Annotated in this window: 19 protein-coding genes; 10 read left to right on the top strand and 9 right to left on the bottom strand. The window is 61.3% G+C overall.

From position 1 onward, the window contains the following. Nucleotides 1-20 precede the first annotated feature (20 nt). On the top strand, nt 21-680 hold the full coding sequence (locus HGP12_RS21665; protein WP_168842629.1) for an aspartate/glutamate racemase family protein: 660 nt from the start codon (nt 21-23) through the stop codon (nt 678-680). Here HGP12_RS21665 and HGP12_RS21660 read toward each other — a convergent pair. Then, complete coding sequence (locus tag HGP12_RS21660; RefSeq protein ID WP_168842628.1) at nt 675-1,019, bottom strand: nuclear transport factor 2 family protein; 345 nt, start codon at nt 1,017-1,019, stop codon at nt 675-677. The two genes, HGP12_RS21665 and HGP12_RS21660, sit on opposite strands and share 6 nt — an antisense overlap. Nucleotides 1,020-1,207: 188 nt before the next feature. Between HGP12_RS21660 and HGP12_RS21655 the strand changes: the two genes are divergently transcribed. From HGP12_RS21655 to HGP12_RS21645, 3 genes are all read left to right on the top strand, one after another. Further along, on the top strand, nt 1,208-2,023 hold the full coding sequence (locus tag HGP12_RS21655) for a helix-turn-helix domain-containing protein (protein WP_168842627.1): 816 nt from the start codon (nt 1,208-1,210) through the stop codon (nt 2,021-2,023). Nucleotides 2,024-2,130: 107 nt separating this feature from the next. Then, nucleotides 2,131-2,817 carry a YbhB/YbcL family Raf kinase inhibitor-like protein gene (locus HGP12_RS21650; RefSeq protein WP_168842626.1) on the top strand — a complete coding sequence of 229 codons (687 nt, stop codon included), beginning with the start codon at nt 2,131-2,133 and terminating at the stop codon, nt 2,815-2,817. Next, a complete protein-coding gene (locus HGP12_RS21645) occupies nt 2,814-4,052 on the top strand; it encodes an MFS transporter (RefSeq protein WP_168842625.1) in 1,239 nt (412 codons plus the stop codon). The genes HGP12_RS21650 and HGP12_RS21645 overlap by 4 nt, the downstream gene beginning before the upstream one ends. A 69-nt stretch (nt 4,053-4,121) precedes the next feature. On the opposite strand, the gene HGP12_RS21640 is transcribed toward HGP12_RS21645, so the two are convergent. Beyond that, entirely contained in the window at nt 4,122-5,009 is an 888-nt protein-coding gene (locus HGP12_RS21640) for a branched-chain amino acid aminotransferase (RefSeq protein WP_168842624.1), read from the bottom strand. A gap of 308 nt (nt 5,010-5,317) precedes the next feature. Between HGP12_RS21640 and HGP12_RS21635 the strand changes: the two genes are divergently transcribed. The 3 genes from HGP12_RS21635 (at nt 5,318) to zwf (ending at nt 8,985) form a co-directional block, all read left to right on the top strand. Next, nucleotides 5,318-6,358: a zinc-dependent alcohol dehydrogenase family protein gene (locus tag HGP12_RS21635; protein ID WP_168842623.1), complete on the top strand. Its 1,041-nt coding sequence runs from the start codon at nt 5,318-5,320 to the stop codon at nt 6,356-6,358. 57 nt (nt 6,359-6,415) lie between these two features. Next, the gene (tam, locus tag HGP12_RS21630; RefSeq protein ID WP_168842622.1) at nt 6,416-7,186 is read left to right on the top strand and encodes a trans-aconitate 2-methyltransferase; all 771 of its coding nucleotides are present in this window, start codon (nt 6,416-6,418) and stop codon (nt 7,184-7,186) included. A 275-nt stretch (nt 7,187-7,461) separates the two neighbouring features. Continuing rightward, nucleotides 7,462-8,985: a glucose-6-phosphate dehydrogenase gene (gene zwf / locus HGP12_RS21625; RefSeq protein ID WP_168842621.1), complete on the top strand. Its 1,524-nt coding sequence runs from the start codon at nt 7,462-7,464 to the stop codon at nt 8,983-8,985. Between the two features lie 31 nt (nt 8,986-9,016). Here the strand turns inward: zwf and HGP12_RS21620 are convergent, their stop codons facing one another. Next, nucleotides 9,017-10,372, bottom strand: a complete 1,356-nt coding sequence (locus tag HGP12_RS21620; RefSeq protein WP_168842620.1) for a metallophosphoesterase — start codon at nt 10,370-10,372, stop codon at nt 9,017-9,019. Nucleotides 10,373-10,539: 167 nt separating this feature from the next. Further along, nucleotides 10,540-10,932 carry a hypothetical protein gene (locus HGP12_RS21615; RefSeq protein ID WP_168842619.1) on the bottom strand — a complete coding sequence of 131 codons (393 nt, stop codon included), beginning with the start codon at nt 10,930-10,932 and terminating at the stop codon, nt 10,540-10,542. A 330-nt stretch (nt 10,933-11,262) separates the two neighbouring features. Between HGP12_RS21615 and HGP12_RS21610 the strand changes: the two genes are divergently transcribed. Next, nucleotides 11,263-12,777, top strand: coding sequence for a helicase HerA-like C-terminal domain-containing protein (locus HGP12_RS21610; protein ID WP_168842618.1), 1,515 nt, complete (start codon nt 11,263-11,265; stop codon nt 12,775-12,777). A gap of 33 nt (nt 12,778-12,810) precedes the next feature. Here the strand turns inward: HGP12_RS21610 and HGP12_RS21605 are convergent, their stop codons facing one another. Both HGP12_RS21605 and HGP12_RS21600 read right to left on the bottom strand, forming a co-directional pair. Continuing rightward, complete coding sequence (locus tag HGP12_RS21605) at nt 12,811-13,587, bottom strand: VOC family protein (RefSeq protein ID WP_168842617.1); 777 nt, start codon at nt 13,585-13,587, stop codon at nt 12,811-12,813. A 219-nt stretch (nt 13,588-13,806) separates the two neighbouring features. After that, nucleotides 13,807-14,532 carry a thioredoxin family protein gene (locus HGP12_RS21600; protein ID WP_168842616.1) on the bottom strand — a complete coding sequence of 242 codons (726 nt, stop codon included), beginning with the start codon at nt 14,530-14,532 and terminating at the stop codon, nt 13,807-13,809. A gap of 71 nt (nt 14,533-14,603) precedes the next feature. Here HGP12_RS21600 and HGP12_RS21595 point away from each other — a divergent pair, with 71 nt between their 5' ends. Continuing rightward, entirely contained in the window at nt 14,604-15,050 is a 447-nt protein-coding gene (locus tag HGP12_RS21595) for a MarR family winged helix-turn-helix transcriptional regulator (RefSeq protein WP_168842615.1), read from the top strand. Here the strand turns inward: HGP12_RS21595 and HGP12_RS21590 are convergent. From HGP12_RS21590 to HGP12_RS21580, 3 genes are all read right to left on the bottom strand, one after another. Further along, nucleotides 15,037-15,807: an RES family NAD+ phosphorylase gene (locus HGP12_RS21590; protein ID WP_168842614.1), complete on the bottom strand. Its 771-nt coding sequence runs from the start codon at nt 15,805-15,807 to the stop codon at nt 15,037-15,039. The two genes, HGP12_RS21595 and HGP12_RS21590, sit on opposite strands and share 14 nt — an antisense overlap. Continuing rightward, nucleotides 15,767-16,150 (bottom strand): MbcA/ParS/Xre antitoxin family protein, encoded by a 384-nt coding sequence (locus HGP12_RS21585; protein WP_168842613.1) that lies wholly within the window; start codon nt 16,148-16,150, stop codon nt 15,767-15,769. The genes HGP12_RS21590 and HGP12_RS21585 overlap by 41 nt, the downstream gene beginning before the upstream one ends. A gap of 109 nt (nt 16,151-16,259) precedes the next feature. Next, nucleotides 16,260-16,682, bottom strand: a complete 423-nt coding sequence (locus tag HGP12_RS21580; RefSeq protein ID WP_168842612.1) for an organic hydroperoxide resistance protein — start codon at nt 16,680-16,682, stop codon at nt 16,260-16,262. Between the two features lie 137 nt (nt 16,683-16,819). Between HGP12_RS21580 and HGP12_RS21575 the strand changes: the two genes are divergently transcribed. Then, nucleotides 16,820-17,284 (top strand): MarR family winged helix-turn-helix transcriptional regulator, encoded by a 465-nt coding sequence (locus tag HGP12_RS21575; RefSeq protein WP_168842611.1) that lies wholly within the window; start codon nt 16,820-16,822, stop codon nt 17,282-17,284. Nucleotides 17,285-17,362 lie beyond the last annotated feature (78 nt).

Here is a 17,362-nt window from a genome sequence, read left to right as displayed (position 1 = left end):
CGCCACTTGCGAGACATCCGATGACGATCGCTTGCCTGCACACCGCCGAAAGCAACATTGCCGTCTATGAGACGGCGGCAAAGGCGCTCGGATTGCCTGATGGCATGCTGCGTCATCATGTCCGCGCCGATCTTCTTCTCGCCGCCGAAAAGGTGGGGCGCCTGACCGAGGAGATTTCAGCGGAAACGGCGGCACTCCTCTGGCATCTGGCCGAGGATGCCGATGCCGTCGTGCTCAACTGCTCGACGCTCGGCCCGGCCGTGTCGAAGGTCGCGGCCGGTGCTGGAGCGCCGATCATCAGGGCGGATGCGGTGCTGGCCGAACAGGCGGCCAAGGCCGGCGGCAAGGTCATCGTTCTCTGCACGGTCGAAACGACCATCGTCCCGACGACAGCGCTCTTCAAGGCTGCGGCAAAAGCAAGGGATGCGGAGATCGAGGTTCGGCTGGTTCCGGGCGCATGGACACACTTCCGGGCGGGCGATCTGCAAGCCTATCTTGCCGCCATCGCCGATGCGGTGAAAGCGGCCCATGGCGAAGGTACCGTCACGATCGCTTTCGCACAGGCGTCCATGACGGATGCTGCCGACCTTCTTTCGGAAGACGTCGAACGACCGATGACCGGCCCGGCGACCGCCCTTGCAGCGGCGATAGCGAAAATGGCGACGGCTTGCTCGTTATAAGTTCCGCCCAAAATAGACGTTTACTTCGGCGATGCGGTCGCCGGCGAAGCGGATCATCTCGACATTGCGGAAGCTGCCGCCATCCATCTTCTCGGCGCGATAGCTGACAATGACATCATCGCCGTCGGCGACCAGATGTTCGATATGGATGTCGCGGAAGATTTTCTCCTTCGGCCAGCAATGCTCGAAATAACGCTTCCGGTCGATATGATCGTCGCGCGGGCTGGAAAAGGTGAAATTCCGGGTCAGCATCGGATCGACGATATCGGGATGCTGCGCCACATAGGCGGCAAACAGGCGTCGGACGATATCGCAGCGGACATTTTCGAGAGAGTTCATGACGTGCCTCCTCCTTTCATCAGGCCGATTTTTGCTCGTCGGACTACAAGTCGTTGATTGTAACTGATTGCAAATCGCAATCGGTTTATAACATGCGACGAGCGAACTAACAAGGCAGTTTGCGGGCTTGGCATAGTCATCCGCGTGGTCCAAACTCCGCAACACCCCAACAGCAGGAAGCCGTCGCCGTGTCCGAGGCTCATCACCCCATATTGGAAAAGTTGCGCCGCCTGGCGGCAAAGGATAACCGTCCGACGGTCGCGCCGAGCGGCACGGGCAGCTATTCGACGCTTTTTACCTTCGTCACGCGCGAACGCGAGCGCATTGCCGGCTCGGCCTTTTCTCAGGTTTCAATCGTCGCCATCCTCGAAGGTTCCAAGGAAATCGTCAGCATGGGGCGGCAGCGGCACTTTGCGGCCGGTACGGTGCTCGTGTTGCCGGCCGGCTGGAGCGGCGATGTCGTCAACGATCCCGACCCACAGACTGGCGTCTATCGGGCAATCTTCATTACCTTTCCCGAAGAGTTGACGCGACGGGCCGCAAAAGCCTTTCCACCTGCGCAAACCGCGTCGCAGATCGACCTGCCGCTCGATCCGTTGCTCGCCGCCGCCATCGGCCATGCCGGCGAAGGGATTGCCGCTGGCGGTTTGCCGACCCCGTTGATCGAACACAGGCTGCTCGAAATCCTCATGGTGCTCGGCATGCGCGGCGCGCTGCCCGGCACACCGGAAACGACAGCCGAGGCAGTGCGTGCGATGGTGCGCTGGCAGCCGGATCGCCCCTGGACCGCCGACCTCATCGCCGCCGAACTCGGCACGAGCAACGCCACGCTGCGCCGACGGTTGTCACGCGAGGGTGCTTCCCTGCGGGACGTATTGGCAAGCGAGCGCGTGGCGCTGGCAACCACCCTTCTCTCAGAAGACGGGCTTTCGCTGCGCGAAGCCGCCCTTGCCACCGGCTATCGCTCCCCGCGCCGCTTTGCCGATCGACTTCGCAGCGCGTGAGCGTTTCAGACCGCATTTTGAGCGTTTTTGTACGCCGCCGCTCGCTGCGAATTTGTTAGAGCCAACCCTCGAAAGCTCACGGGAGCGAAGCGCGAAAGGGTAACATCATGAAAACCATGCTCAAAGTTCTGAGCGCCAGCGTCATCGCAGCAGCCGTCGCCTCGCCCGCGCTATCGGCCGATCTCAAGGTGACGTTTGCCAAGAGCAACGGCCGGATGCTGCTGCCGGAAAACGCCTCCTGCATTTCGACAGAATCCGACAAGTCGGCGCCCGGACCGAACAAGAGCCTGGCCGTATCCTGGTCGAAGGGACCGAAGGGAACGCGATCCTATGCACTGACCATGGTCGATCCCGACGTGCCCACGGATTTCTCGCTGTTCAACAGGGCCGACAAGAGCATTCCAAAGGATTTCAAGCGGATGGAGTTCGTCCACTGGGTGCTGGCCGATATCCCGGCGTCACGCACCGGCCTTGCCGAAGGTACGGACGGAAACGGTCCCTCAGCCAGTGGCCTGCCACTTGAGCGCACCGCCTATGGACGGCGCGGCCAGAATGGCGCCGGCGGCGGCAACTTGAAGGACGGGCCGCATGGCGGTTATATGGGCGCCTGCCCGCCCTGGAACGACGAGCGCGTCCACAGCTACCACGTCACCGTTTATGCGCTCGATGTCGACCGACTGAACCTACCAGACCTCTTCACCCGCGCCGACCTCATCGCCGCCGCGAAAGGTCATATCCTGGCCTCGGGCAGCCGGGAACTGTTTTACACATTGAATGCAAAGGCCGAGAAATGACCGAGACGAGATGGGATGCAGCAGCACCGGCCGCGCCGGAAACCGCTCATTGGATGCGCAACCTGATCATCTGCCTCGTCGGATCGTTCACGACGATCGTGGCGATGACGCTGCTGCTTCCCTTCCTGCCGCTCTATGTCGAGGAACTCGGCATCAGCGATAAAGCCGCGATCGTGCAATGGTCCGGCATCGCCTATGGCGCCACCTTTTTTGCCGCCGCCTTCGTCGCCCCGCTCTGGGGGCGGCTCGGCGATATCTACGGCCGCAAGCTGATGCTGATCCGCGCCAGCCTCGGCATGACGATCGCCATTTCGCTGATGGGCATGGCCGGCAATGTCTGGCAGCTGGTGGCGCTGCGCCTGTTTACCGGCCTTGCCGGCGGCTATTCCTCGGGATCGATGGTGCTGGTGGCCGCGCAAACGCCGAAGCATCGCTCGGCCTGGGCACTCGGCACTCTGTCCTCCGGCATCATGGCGGGCAATCTTGTCGGACCGTTGATCGGCGGCGCGCTGCCGCCGCTGATCGGCATCCGCGGCACCTTCCTGCTTGCTGGCGGCGTGATCTTCTTCACCTTCCTTGCCACGACTTTTCTCATCAAGGAGGAGAAATCCACGGCCCGGAAGAAGGCTGCGAAGGCCAGCGGCGGCTGGGCCTCCATTCCTGACAAGCGCCCCGTCTTCGCCATGTTGTCGCTCGGCCTGCTGCTGATGCTCGCCAATATGTCGATCGAGCCGATCATAACCGTCTATGTCGCGCAGTTCGTCAGCGATGCACAGGTGACGATGGTCTCCGGCGTCGTCATGGCCGCGGCGGCACTCGGCAGCATCCTGTCGGCCTCCTGGCTCGGCAAGCTTGCCGACCGTATCGGCCACTGGAACGTCATCATGGCGGCCCTTGCCCTCGCGGCACTGCTGTTGATCCCACAGGCTTTCGTGACCTCGGCCTGGCAATTGATCGCGCTACGCTTCCTGATGGGCGTCGCGCTCGGCGGTCTCTTGCCCTGCATCACGGCCGTCATCCGGCACAACGTGCCTGACGCAGCCACCGGCAGCATTCTCGGCCTTTCCATCTCCTCGCAATATGTCGGTCAGGTGGCGGGTCCCATCATCGGCGGCTTCGTCGGCGGCCATATCGGCATGCGCGCCGTCTTCCTCGGAACCTGCGTGCTGCTGGCGATCGGCGCCGTCTATTGCTGGTGGATCAACCCGAAGAAGGAAGCGAAGCCCGAGGGCTGACAGGGTAACGGCGACATGCTTTGTCCCACGCGATCAATTCTACATGATCGATCGCGTGGAACCGCAAATTCACTCCTCGCTGGCGCTGCGGCCGTGAGCCCAATCCATGTAGAGTTCCAATGCCTTGCGAGCCACCGGCCCTTCCTGGAATTCACGATCATCGAGGCGGTTGACGCTGACGACCTTGGAATAGTTGCCGGTCGTGAAAATCTCGTCGGCTGCCATGAACTGCTCGACGGACAGGGTTTCCTCGCGAACGTCGAAACCTTCCTGGCGCAACAGGCCCATGACGCGGGCGCGCGTGATGCCGGCAAGGAAGGTGCGATTGGCAACCGGCGTATAGACGATGCCGTCCTTGACCATGAAGACGTTGGAGGATGCCGTCTCGACGACGTTGCCGTTCATGTCGCGCACCAGCGCGTTGTTGAAGCCGCGGCCCCTCGCTTCCAGGATCATACGGCCGCTGTTCGGGTAAAGCGAACCGGCCTTGGCGTCGGTCATTGCCGTTTCCGGTGACGGGCGGCGGAACGGCGAGACCGTGAGCGTGATGCCGCCGGTGCCGCCGAGCGGCGCCTCGAACAGGCAGAGTGCAAAACGCGTCGATTCCGCATCAACGGCGACGACGCTGCCCGGAGAACCGTGCTCGCCCCAATACATGGGCTTGATATAGATCGGCGTCCCGCCGTCGAACTTCTTGATGCCTTCCCAGGCAAGCGCTTCGATCTCTTCGGCCGTCTTGAGCGGCTTCAATCCCATGGCCACAGCCGAACGATTGATGCGCTGGCAATGGAGATCGAGATCCGGCGCGATGCCATCGAACCAGCGCGCGCCGTCGAACACGGTCGACCCCAGCCACATGGCGTGCGAGGTCGGCCCGATCAGCGGCGGATTGCCGGAAAGCCATTCTCCTTCGACATAGGTCCAGGTGGTGGTGCGGGGTGACGTATCGACTGCCATAACGGTTTCCTCCCTTAGAGTGGTTCAGCTTTTCACGGAATCTCTGAACCGCCCTATCTCTTTGTTGCTTCGCAATTCCGGACGGAAAATCGCTCAGCACTTTCCTGGAATTGCTCTAGGTGGCGAAGAACAAATAACCGCACAATCCTAGGGTCAAGCGGAAACTGCATGGCAAAATTCATTTGCAACAAAGCGCCCGATACCGCATTCATAGCGCAATTTTCATGCGCCGAAACAACAGCTTGACGAATGGGTCCATCAGGAAAAATGATTGATCGGACCGATGTCAGGAAACAGCGAGAACTCCCATGAAAGCCATGTATTACGAGTCCTTCGAGGCAACGCCGGAGATACGCACCGTGCCGGACCCGACGCCGGGCGAGGACGGCGTGGTCATCGCGGTCGGCGCAAGCGGGCTTTGCCGCAGCGACTGGCATGGCTGGATGGGACATGACTCGGATATCAAGCTGCCGCATGTGCCTGGCCACGAGCTCGCCGGCAAGGTTGTCGCCACCGGCCGCGGCGTCGTCCGCTTCAAGGTCGGCGATCGCGTCACCGTCCCCTTCGTATCGGGCTGCGGCCGTTGCGCCGAGTGCCATTCCGGCAACCAGCAGGTCTGCCCCAGCCAGTTCCAGCCCGGCTTCACCCATTGGGGTTCCTTCGCCGAATTTGTCGCCATCGACTATGCCGACACCAATCTCGTCCACCTGCCCGATACGGTCGACGACGCGACGGCGGCAAGCCTCGGCTGCCGTTTCGCTACCTCTTTCCGCGCTGTTGCCGACCAGGCGAAAACCCGTCCCGGTGAATGGATCGCCGTGCATGGCTGCGGCGGCGTCGGCCTGTCGGCGATCATGATCGCCAGCGCAATCGGCGCCAATGCCATCGCCATCGACATTTCCGACGAGAAGCTGGCTTTCGCTCGCGAATGCGGCGCGGTGGCAACCATCAATGCCGCTGGCGTTGCCGACGTAGCAGAGGCGGTGCGCGAGATCACCAAGGGCGGCGCCCATGTCTCGATCGATGCGCTGGGTCATCCCGTCACTTGCTTCAACTCCATCAAGAACCTGCGCCGGCGCGGCCGGCATGTGCAGGTTGGCCTCATGCTCGGCGACGATGCGACGCCGCAGATACCGATGGCGCAGGTCATCGGCCATGAGCTCGAAATCTACGGCAGTCATGGCATGCAGGCCTGGCGCTACGATGCCATGCTCGACATGCTCGCCGCCGGCAAAATCGCGCCGCAGAAGCTCATCGGCCGCAGGATCAGCCTGGAAGAGGCCGTTCCCGCGCTCATGTCGCTGGACAAGGCCGAGGGCACGGGCATCAGCGTCATTACACGCTTCTGATATATCCCGATGCTATGCGCAGCGGGGGAAACGACAATCCACGAAGAGGATATGCCCATGGCATGGTCTGCCGGCCAATATGTTAAATTCGAGGATGAACGCACGCGCCCGGCGCGAGACCTCTTGGCGCAAGTGCCGCTGGAGCGCATCGAGCGCGCCGTCGACCTCGGTTGCGGCCCGGGCAATTCAACCGAGCTGATCGCCGAACGATATGGCGCCGCCGGCGTCTCCGGCCTCGACAGCGACGACAACATGCTGGAGGCTGCCCGCAAGCGCATGCCAGGCACGAGCTTCGTCAAGGCCGATCTCGCCACATGGCGGCCGCAAGAACCCGTGGACCTGCTTTTCGCCAACGCCGTGTTTCAGTGGCTGCCCGATCATCTCGATATTCTCGATCATCTGATGGACGGCCTGAAACCCGGTGGCGTGCTTGCCGTTCAGATGCCTGATAATCTGACCGAGCAGAGCCATGTGATGATGGAAGAGACCGGCAAGCATGGCCCCTGGAGCGATTCTTTTGCGGCCAAGAGTGTCCGACGCAATCCGCTGCCAGAACCTTCGGTCTACTACAACAGGCTGATCGGCAAATCGGCCCGGGTCGATATCTGGCACACCAACTACAATCACGTGCTGGAGAATGCAGCCGCCATCGTCGAATGGGTGAAGGGCACGGGCCTGCGCCCTTACCTCGACCATGCCGGCGCAGAGCATCGCGATGCCTTCACCGCCGAATATCTGAAGCACATCGAGAGGGCCTATCCGCCGCTTGTCGACGGCAAGGTGCTGTTGCGATTCCCGCGGCTCTTCCTGATTGCCGTGAAAAGCTAGGCAACCGATCCATATCGAAAACAGGCTGGCGGCGGCGCGTCGATCACATCGACAACCGGCGCCGGCCCGCGCTGCAGCGCCGCGCGCCACATGTGGCGCGCAAAGGTCGCTGTAACACTTTAAATCTGCTGCATAATTTTATCCTTAAATCGATTCCGATTTAAGGAATTATGCAGTAGAACACCAGCTGCCAGAGCTGAAACAGCAACCGGCCCGAGGAGATAGCCGATGCCGCCCAGAGGCCTGGTCTATGTCCGCCAGAAGGAGATGCGCTTATGACCACACCCGACGTCGCACCCGCCCCGCCCCTGACATTCGTGATTTTCGGCGCTGCCGGCGATCTCACCCGGCGCCTGCTGATCCCGACGCTGATCAACATGACCCGTAGCGGGCTTGTGGGAGAGGATTTGCACATTCTCGGCATCGGCATAGAGACCGGTGGCGTCGACATGCTTCTGGACCGCCTGGAATCGTTCCTGAAGACTTCCGGAGAGATGGATGATGCGGAACGGCAGGCGGCCTGGCAAAGCCTGCGCAAGCGCATCAGCTACATCTCCGGCGACTTCACCCAGAATGGCGTCTACAAGGAGATCACGGATCATCTCTCGCATTCGCCGAGCGCCAATGCGGCCTTCTATTTTGCCGTGCCGCCGCGCTTCTTCGGCGACATCGCCGAAAAGCTCTCCGAAAACGGGCTGATGAACGAGGCGACCGGCGCCTTCCGCCGCATCGCGATCGAGAAGCCCTTCGGCAACGATCTTGCCTCCGCACAGGCGCTGAATGCGCGGCTTCTCAATCATGTCGCGGAAAGCCAGATCTATCGCATCGACCATTTCCTCGGCAAGGAAACCGTGCAGAACATCATGACGACGCGCTTCGCCAACATGATGATCGAGGCCTTGTGGAACAACAACTATATCGACCACGTGCAGATCACGGCGGCCGAGCTGGTCGATGTCGGCACGCGCGGCAAGTTCTACGATGCGACCGGCGCCCTGCGCGACATGGTGCCCAACCATCTCTTCCAGCTTCTCGCGATGGTGGCGATGGAACCACCCAACAGCTTCGACGCCGAATCGATCCGCAACGAAAAGGGCAAGGTGCTGAAAGCGCTGCGTCTCTACTCGCGCGAGGAAGCGGCCAAGAACGGCGTGCGCGGCGCCTATGCCGCCGGCCCTATTGCCGGCAGGGATTTGCCTGCCTTTACCGAGACCGCGGATGTCGCACCGGACAGCAATACCGAAACCTTTGTGGCGCTGAAGCTATTCGTCGACACCTGGCGCTGGGCCGGCGTGCCCTTCTATCTGCGCACCGGCAAGGCGATGAAGGCACGCGATACGGAAGTGGTCATCACCTTCCGGCAGGTGCCCTTCGCGCAATTCCCGCGCCACGGCTCCCGGCCCGAGCTGCCGCCGAACAGGCTCATCATCCAGGTGCAGCCCGACGAGGGGCTCGACATGGAAATCTCCATCAAGTCGCCAGGGCTGGTGCTGAAAACGGCGCCGGTCTCGCTCGACTTCCGCTATGCCGATAGTTTCGACATCGGCAAGCAGACCGGCTACGAAAGCCTGTTCTACGAACTCTTCGTCGGCGACCAGACCCTGTTCCAGCGCGCCGACGGCATCGAAGCCGGCTGGGCGGCCGTGCAGCCCTTCCTCGATCTCTGGGCGGAAGGCGGCAAGCCCGACCTCTATGCCCCCGGCAGCACAGGTCCTGCCTGCGCCGACGAACTCATCGAACGCGACGGCCGCAAATGGCATCAGATCGACGGGGCGACGCCAAGCGGCAGAAGGGTTTGAAACGGAAAAACTTCGGCGGCAGCAGGAGCGATCACGCCGATACTGCAAGTTGGATAGCCAAATCCTTGCCTGTGAAGGGGCGGTCCGGAGCGCCGCCCTGACCATGGCCGACACTCCATTGTTTCGGCCAGACGGTGCGCTCAAGACCGGTTGCAGAGGCGCCCTTGAGCGAACTCCATCCACGGTCGCTGGGCGTGCGATAGAGCATACCGCCTGGCCCCATGCCCGCATGCAGAGCGACATCGATATCGAACGGACGACCGGGTGCAAGATCCGGCCCGAACCAATAATGCGGGCTGCGGCCGGGGTCGCGACCGAGGATCAAGGTCAGCGTTTGGCACGGGCCACGCAAACCAAGCCACACCGGGGCGATGCTTGCGGGATCGAAGGCGGAGAATAGGGTTTGCGCAGGCGCAGACGCTTCGTCCGCCGTGTGCCCCGTGATCTTGAGGTGAACGATGGAGTTGGCGCCCTTGAGACCGCCAAACTCGGCATCATGCAATCCGGGCGACAGCTCCCGCCAAGTTTCAGCCGATTTGAAAGGCCATTGCAGCTTTTCACGGACGGCACCATCGGTATCCAGTACCTGGTAGCGAAATCCCTCGGCATCCAGCGCCGCCTGGATGCAGTGGAGGTATTCCACGCCTTCAGGCATCCTATGGGCGGTCCCCGCCCCGGCCGTACAAAGCTGCAGCACGCCGCGATGAACCTGCACGTCGAAGGCCAGCATATGGCTGCAGACATAGGCGAGAACATCGGCCTCAACGAGGAGGTCCCAGAACGGCTTGGCATATTCGTGGCCGATTTCGCGCTGGTATGCGCCGGAATAGCCATTGACCGGAAAAACCGGATGATGGCCGAGAACGATCTTGTACCTGGCATCGGAGTGCGCCCTCAACGTCGCCTCCAGCCACTCCGTTTCGACATGCCCTTCGCCGCCGAGACCGGTCCAAAGCGTATGCACGAAGACCAGCAGCAGATCGCCGCGGCGAACCCAGTAGGACAGCCCCTCTTGCCCCGGCGGCCCATTTTCCGGCAGCTGCAGCACCTCGCGGAAGATCCGCTCGCTCATTTCGCTGTAGGTCGTGTGATTGCCGGTCGTATGCCAGAGCGGCGTATTGCTTCGATCGAGCCATGCCATTTCCTGATCGAGCCAATGCCGCCATTGCGCCCGCAATGCTTCCGGATCCGCCGTTAACCCGATAATCTCGTCTCCCGGAAACAGAATGAATTCCGGCGGTGGATCGAGGCGGCGCACGACCGCATTCACCGCCGCAAACGTCCCTTCATGCAGCGCGCCGGGGATGCCTGAACAGGAATCGCCATAGAGAACGAATTGATGGCCTTGTCCCATGGGCACAAGCGAAGAGATGGAACCAACCGGCATGAAGCGATTTCCCCAAAAAAGCGACGGCCCTCGCCCATGTCAGGGCGAAGGCCGGAAGATTGAAGGAACGAGCGCCGATGCGGCAGGCTCCGTCCGCACATTTTCGGGGCCGAAACTCGATCGAACCGTTGGCGGCTCTCAGCTCCCGAAAGAACGTTTCCCAGACCTCAGATAAACTGGTGCAGGCCTGGGACGGAATTGACGACCTGGTCGACCACCTCGTCGCCGGCATGCTGGCGCGCGGTTGCGATCGTCTCCTTGGCAAGCGAGCTGATTTCGCCCATGCTGAGACCGCTGCTCATCAGCTGCTGGCCGAGCGCCATCAAGCCGCCGCCACCACCGACGGCGCTGAGCAGGCCACCCAGCAGGCCGCCGCCGGTTTCCTCGCCGTTATATTGCGCGACGAGATCGGTGGCACCGGGAATGGATTCGATCATCTTGGTGACGGGACCATCCGGAGCTTCGCGCTGCAGGAAGCCGAGAATCATGCCGACGGCCTTTTCCGCGAGGTCGGGAGCGATGCCGGCTTTGGTCGCGATCTGATCAATAACTTCGTTCACTGTGGCCTCCTGCCTTTTACGACGTTAACGTCAACGTAACTGAATGGCGCAACCGGCACAAGCCGCGCCAGAGGTCATTACGCTACCAGAAGCATAACCACGACGCGAATGGTTGTCCCCATTCAAGTCAGTTCTTATAACGGTGTCAGGACAAATCGATGAATGGCCCTGGCAGCCCGAAAAAGGCTGCTGTGCCGCCGCCCTAGTACCGGATGATTTTGGATCGAATCGATCCAAAATCATCCGGTACTAGAATCAGATAGGTAGAGCATGATGTCGTCCGAAAACCGGTGACACTTTTCGGCATCATGCTCTAAGGGAGACGACACCATGCCGCAGCAGGATGGACAGATTTTCGTCGGCGCGAGCCGCAATCCGGATGACAGCATCAACAAGGACGAGTTCCTGACGCTGAAATTCGGCAACCGCCACGGCCTCGTCACCGGCGCGACCGGCACGGGCAAGACGGTGACATTGCAGGTGCTGGCGGAAGGGTTTTCCAAGGCCGGCGTGCCTGTATTCTGCGCCGATATCAAGGGCGACCTCTCCGGCATCGCCGCCAAGGGCGAGGCCAAGGATTTCCTGATGAAGCGGGCCGAAGAGATCGGCCTGTCGCCCTATGAGTTCGATCGGTTTCCGGTCATCTTCTGGGATCTTTACGGCGAAAAGGGCCATCGCGTGCGCACGACCATCGCCGAGATGGGACCGCTGCTGCTGGCCCGATTGATGGATGCCTCCGAGCCGCAGGAAGGCGTGCTCAACATTGCCTTCAAGATCGCCGATGAAAACGGGCTGGCGCTGCTCGATCTCAAGGACCTGCAGGCGCTGCTGAACTATATGGGCGAGAATGCCACCGAGCTTTCCAGCAAGTTCGGCCTGATCTCGAAATCCTCCGTCGGCTCGATCCAGCGGGCCTTGCTGGTGCTGGAGCAGCAGGGTGCCGAAAACTTCTTCGGCGAGCCGGCGCTGAAAATCTCCGACATCATGCGGGTCAGCAACGACGGCTACGGCCAGGTTTCGGTGCTGGCAGCCGACAAGCTGATGATGAACCCGCGCCTCTATGCCACCTTCCTGCTATGGCTGCTCTCCGAATTGTTCGAGGAACTGCCCGAGGTGGGCGATCCGGAAAAGCCGAAGCTGGTCTTCTTCTTCGATGAGGCGCACCTGCTCTTCAACGACGCGCCGAAGGTGCTGATCGAGCGCGTCGAGCAGGTGGTGCGCCTCATCCGCTCCAAGGGCGTCGGCGTCTATTTCGTCACGCAGAACCCGCTCGATGTGCCCGAGACGGTGCTGGCGCAGCTCGGCAACCGCGTGCAGCACGCCCTGCGCGCCTATTCGCCGCGCGAGCAGAAGGCCGTGCAGACGGCCGCCTCGACATTCCGGCCCAATCCCGCTTTCGATTGCGCCACGGTCATTACCACGCTCGGCACCGGCGAAGCGCTCGTGTCGATGCTGGAGGGCAAGGGTGCGCCGTCGATCGTCGAGCGCACGCTGATCCGTCCGCCGTCCGGCCGTATCGGGCCGGTCAGCGACGCCGAGCGCCAGGCCATCATCAATGCCAGCCCGGTCGCCGGCGTCTACGACCAGACGATCGACCGCGAATCCGCCTATGAAATCCTGGCGGAACGTGCGAGCAAGGCAGCCGCGCCCCAGAACGAGAGCGCGGGCGATGGCTGGACGCTGCCCGGATTCGGCGGAGACAGCAACAAGCCCGCGGGTCGCGGCCGTTCCGGCTATCAGCGCGAAACCATCATGGAAGCGGCGTTGAAGAGCGTGGCGCGCACGGTCGCCACGCAGGTCGGGCGTGCCCTGGTTCGAGGCATCCTCGGCAGCCTCAAGCGGTAGAAGCTTACCCTCCCCCTCAAGGGAGGGTAAAGATCAGCGCGCCGGAGCGACCAGAGAGAAGAACGCGCCTTGCGGGTCGGTGGCCTGGACGATCCAGCTGCCGCCGGGAACCTCCATCGGGCCGTTGGCGATCTTGCCGCCGCCTTCGGTGATGCGGGTGATCGCCGCATCGATCGCCGGGACGTTGATGTAGAAATTCCAGGTCGGCATCGGCATTTCCGCCGGCTTTGTCATGATGCCGCCGAAGTCCCGGTCGCCGATCTTGAAGATCTTGTATTTGCCCATCGGCCCCATGTCGAAATCGGAACTCAATTCCCAGCCGAACATCTCGCTGTAGAAATCGAATGCCTTCGGGCCGTCGCCGGCATAGAGCTCGTGCCAGCCAAAATAACCCGGGGTAGCGGGCGCCGCGGGCTCCCAATCCTGGCCCGGCAGCGGCGTGAAGAGGCAGAAGGCGGCGCCGTAGGGATCTGAGACGACGGCGAACCGGCCGACGCTTGGAATATCCGTCGGCTCGCGATAGATCTTGCCACCCTTGGCAGCGACCGTCTTTGCCGCCTCATCGACATTGGGAACGCCAATATAGCCGGTCCAGCAAGGCGGCGTGCCCATGGCCTTTGCCCCCTCCGGCAAGATCATCAAACCGGCGACAGGGCCTGCGCCGGCACTGAACAGCGTATAATCCATGCCGACTTCCGGCATGCCGGCATCCGCGGCATCCCAGCCGACAACCTTGGTATAGAAAGCTTCGGCCGCCTTCATATCGGTGGTCATCAGCTCGTACCAGACAAAATATCCCTTCTCAGCCATGGTATCGCTCTCCCTATTGTGATTGTTGCGGTCATCCGTCTCGTCCTGAGCCCGATGTCGGCACAAGCGCATCATGGCCGATGAAAATGACGACCGCACGATGGTCAATCGGTCGATCCGTCGTTCCTCGGCAAGCGGGCTCCAGATGTTAACTAGGCACCAAGCGCAATAATTCGACCCCTGGCGCCGCACGGCATGAATTCGGCAGCCTCACACGCCTCAATCGCAGCAGGAATCCGCCTTCGCCACATCCTCATATTCGTCATGGCGACGAACGAAGTTCATCGTGCTGTCCTCGTTGCGTCCCTTGGGAGCGCGGTCGAGGATCATCAGCGTGCCGATCAGCTCCTCGGGGCCGCGGGCATAGCTCGAATAGGTGTGGAAGACATTGCCGGCTTCATCCTTGTAAAAGGCACTGAGGCCAGGAAGCTCATCAAAGCCTTCAGCCGAATCCATCGGCGTAAAATTATAGAAGACCTTCTCGCCGGCGAGCTGCTCCTTCGTGAAGGAGACGTGGTAGTCGAAATTGAAGTCGTTGGCGAAGGACGACACCCAGGGGAAATTCCAGCCCATGCGCTTCTTGTAGGCTTCCACCTTCTCCAGCGGCGCACGCGACACGGCGACCAGCGTGACGTCATGATGATTGAGATGCGGAAGCGCTCCATCGAAATGATCGGCGAGAAAGGAGCAACCCGGGCAGCCGGCATCCCAATCCGGGCCGAGCATGAAGTGATAGATGATCAGCTGGCTGCGGCCATCGAAGAGATCCGCAAGCGTCCTCTTGCCTGCCGACGTGTCAAAAACATAATCTTTATCGACCTTTACCCAAGGCAAGGCCATGCGCTCCGCATTGATGCGGTCGCGAAGATGCGTGGCCTCCTTCTCCCTGGCGAGCAGCTGTCGGCGGGCTTCGAGCCATACTTCCCTGGAAACGACCTGGTTCATTGTCAGCGCCCTCCTCCGGCGTTTTTATCCCCAAATCTTGACAAATATATTGATATCAATATTATTTAATCATGTCAAACGCAGTCGAAATCCCCTTTGAAACCACACTGTTAGTGCGCGATACCTGCCTTTGCCTGCATGTGCAGCGGGCGGCGCGCGCTCTTGCCCGTCGTTTTGACGAAGCGCTGAGGCCTTTTGGGCTGACCAACGGCCAATTCTCTCTGATGATGTCCCTGAACCGGCCGGCGCCGGCATCCATGGGATCGGTCACAGCATTGCTCGCAATAGATCAGACGACGCTGACGGCGGCCTTAAAGCCGCTGGAACGGCGCGGATGGATCAACATCGTGCCCAATCCCCAAGACCGAAGAGCCCGTCTTCTCAGCCTCACGCCGTCCGGAAAGGCAGCGCTTGCCGCCGCCGTGCCGGTCTGGAAGACAACGCATGCGGCCCTCGAAGAGCGGCTGCCCGACGGCAATGGCGACCGTTTGCGCCGCGACCTTGCTAGTCTGCTCTGAACGGCAGCGCCGGCAGCCGGGGATCGCGATCGAAATCCTGCCTTTCGAAGCCGATGCGACGCCGGGGGAATTCGCAGAGCGCTTGCACGCCGACGCGCGACAGCCGGATGCGCCAGGTCTGACGCTCCACCGGCTCACGCACAGAGAAGGCCCTGGCGGTCAGGAGTGCGATATTCCTGCCGCCCCCAGGATCCCTAACGGATCGATAGAGGATCGCTTCGATGCCCCCGGCGCGCGCCGCCTCGCCGAGCGACTGGCATGCCTCGTAGTTGACCGGATCGGCCCAGTGCTGCCGGTCGCGATCCAGGGGAGGCATGGTCAGGTCGATCGCTGTCTTCGTGGCGATCACCGCGGCAAAAGCAGTGTATTCCGCGGCATTGGCCGGCAGCGGCGTGTCGGGGGAGTCCCGGAAAAACAGCAGCCTGTAGAAACTCATTTCCGCCAAGGCCGTCTCCACCCGCTCAGAGGCGTAAAAAACGCCGAGCGTGCGGCCGGCGCGACGGAAACGAGAGCCGTGCGGATAGACCGCGCCATAGCGAAAGGGTGTGGCGAGCAGATAGTCGAGACCGGCGCATTCCGGCGGCAAGACCGGCTTGCTCTCCTCCAACAGACTTTCGAGAAGCACCTGCTCCTCAAGCGTATCCACCAGCTTCAGCGTCGAGACCTGATGCTGCGCTTCCACCAGCCGCCAATAACGGCCGGAAATGGCCCTTGCCTCAGATGAGAGCGCGGCGGGCGTCCAGATAGGCAAGGACATCGGTCAAACCAGAAATCGAAATGATCTTGTCGATGGGCGCTGCGCCGAAGGCGAGATTGCCGTTGCGCAGCCATTGGCGGGCCACAGCCTCGTCGCCCCCCACGATGGCGTCAAGCGAACGGAAGAGACGAACGAAAAGCACGGCGAGCTCGAACGGCTTGCTGTTGCGCTCCAGCAAATGATCCTGCCGCTTCATCCGTGACACCGTCGCTTCCGAGACGCCGATGACGGCGGCCAATATGCGGGCATTCAGTCCCAGCCGCTCGGCAGCATTGACAACCGCCTTGGTGATGACGAGTGCTTCGCCGGGCTTTGCCTGGCCTATTGCCTGTGCCATTGTCATAGCCACATCCTTTCCTAGGAAAAAATATAGCATATTTCTTGCAAAAGAAAAGGAGCAAAGACAAAGTCCCTGCTCCTGAAGCTTTCAATGGCGTAAGCGGTGATCCGCCTCAGACAACCGCAACCGGCACTTCGGTCGAGGTACGCATGGCGTGGCTGTAGGGGCATACGATATGCGCTGCGGCAGCAAGCTTTTCAGCCTCGGCCTTATCCATGCCGGGGATATGGACCGCCAGGGACACTTCGATGCCGAAGCCGCCGCCATCCTCGCGCGGGCCGATGCCGACAGTCGCGGTCACCTTTGCGTCTTCCGGAATCTTGACCTTCTGCTGGCCCGCGACAAATTTCAGTGCGCCGAGGAAGCAGGCGGAATAGCCGGCTGCAAAGAGCTGCTCCGGATTGGTGCCCGTTGCGCCGTCACCGCCGAGTTCCTTCGGCACGGTTAGCGTGACGTCGAGGACGCCGTTTTCGGAAACTGCATGGCCGGCGCGGCCACCAGTGGCGGAAGCTTTGGTGGTGTAAAGAATTGGCATGTCATGTGTCCTTTTCGTGTTGGATGGCAATTATATACATCACGATTTAATCGTGCACAATATGTATTTTTTGCAATTTGATTTTGCAAGGTGAATTTGTGACAATGCCTGCAACAAGAAAAACGGCGGGAGCAGCAATGACGGACAAGGCGGATGGGCAGACCATGATATCTGACGAGGAAAAGCGGCTGGAAAGTCAGCTTTGTTTTGCCGTCTACAGCGCCGCACACGCCTTTAACCGGGCCTACAAGCCAATTCTCGATCGCGTCGGCCTCACCTATCCGCAATATCTCGTCATGCTCGTGCTATGGGAAAAGGGTTGCCTGTCGGTCAAGACCATCGGCGAGAAGCTGGATCTCGATTCCGGAACGCTGTCGCCACTGCTGAAGCGGCTCGAGCAGGCCGGCCTGATCGGCCGAGCACGCGATCCGAAGGACGAGCGGCAGGTGATTATTTCGCTCACGGAAAAGGGTGCGGGCATGAAGTGCCAGGTTGGCGTGATCATGGACGCCATCGGCCAGGCGACCGGCTGCGATATGGCTGAAATGGCCAATCTGCGCGATCAGTTGCAAAAGCTGAAGGTCAATCTGGCGGCGGAATGACGCCTGCGACGCAGGGAGCCGCCTCATTCTTCAGAAGTCGGGCTTCAGAAGTCGGGGAAATCAAAAGGGCGCCGAATG

Source organism: Rhizobium sp. P28RR-XV (assembly GCF_012641385.1).
Taxonomy (GTDB): domain Bacteria; phylum Pseudomonadota; class Alphaproteobacteria; order Rhizobiales; family Rhizobiaceae; genus Rhizobium.
Note: the sequence above shows the minus strand (reverse complement) of the source record. Positions and strands in the feature narration are given on the sequence as shown.

Coding starts and splice junctions, on each gene's coding strand:
- HGP12_RS21665 (WP_168842629.1), top strand. CDS start 21: ATGACGATCGCTTGCCTGCACACCGCCGAAAGCAACATTGCCGTCTAT.
- HGP12_RS21660 (WP_168842628.1), bottom strand. CDS start 1,019: ATGAACTCTCTCGAAAATGTCCGCTGCGATATCGTCCGACGCCTGTTT.
- HGP12_RS21650 (WP_168842626.1), top strand. CDS start 2,131: ATGAAAACCATGCTCAAAGTTCTGAGCGCCAGCGTCATCGCAGCAGCC.
- HGP12_RS21645 (WP_168842625.1), top strand. CDS start 2,814: ATGACCGAGACGAGATGGGATGCAGCAGCACCGGCCGCGCCGGAAACC.
- HGP12_RS21640 (WP_168842624.1), bottom strand. CDS start 5,009: ATGGCAGTCGATACGTCACCCCGCACCACCACCTGGACCTATGTCGAA.
- HGP12_RS21635 (WP_168842623.1), top strand. CDS start 5,318: ATGAAAGCCATGTATTACGAGTCCTTCGAGGCAACGCCGGAGATACGC.
- tam (WP_168842622.1), top strand. CDS start 6,416: ATGGCATGGTCTGCCGGCCAATATGTTAAATTCGAGGATGAACGCACG.
- zwf (WP_168842621.1), top strand. CDS start 7,462: ATGACCACACCCGACGTCGCACCCGCCCCGCCCCTGACATTCGTGATT.
- HGP12_RS21620 (WP_168842620.1), bottom strand. CDS start 10,372: ATGCCGGTTGGTTCCATCTCTTCGCTTGTGCCCATGGGACAAGGCCAT.
- HGP12_RS21610 (WP_168842618.1), top strand. CDS start 11,263: ATGCCGCAGCAGGATGGACAGATTTTCGTCGGCGCGAGCCGCAATCCG.
- HGP12_RS21605 (WP_168842617.1), bottom strand. CDS start 13,587: ATGGCTGAGAAGGGATATTTTGTCTGGTACGAGCTGATGACCACCGAT.
- HGP12_RS21600 (WP_168842616.1), bottom strand. CDS start 14,532: ATGAACCAGGTCGTTTCCAGGGAAGTATGGCTCGAAGCCCGCCGACAG.
- HGP12_RS21595 (WP_168842615.1), top strand. CDS start 14,604: ATGTCAAACGCAGTCGAAATCCCCTTTGAAACCACACTGTTAGTGCGC.
- HGP12_RS21590 (WP_168842614.1), bottom strand. CDS start 15,807: ATGTCCTTGCCTATCTGGACGCCCGCCGCGCTCTCATCTGAGGCAAGG.
- HGP12_RS21585 (WP_168842613.1), bottom strand. CDS start 16,150: ATGACAATGGCACAGGCAATAGGCCAGGCAAAGCCCGGCGAAGCACTC.
- HGP12_RS21580 (WP_168842612.1), bottom strand. CDS start 16,682: ATGCCAATTCTTTACACCACCAAAGCTTCCGCCACTGGTGGCCGCGCC.
- HGP12_RS21575 (WP_168842611.1), top strand. CDS start 16,820: ATGACGGACAAGGCGGATGGGCAGACCATGATATCTGACGAGGAAAAG.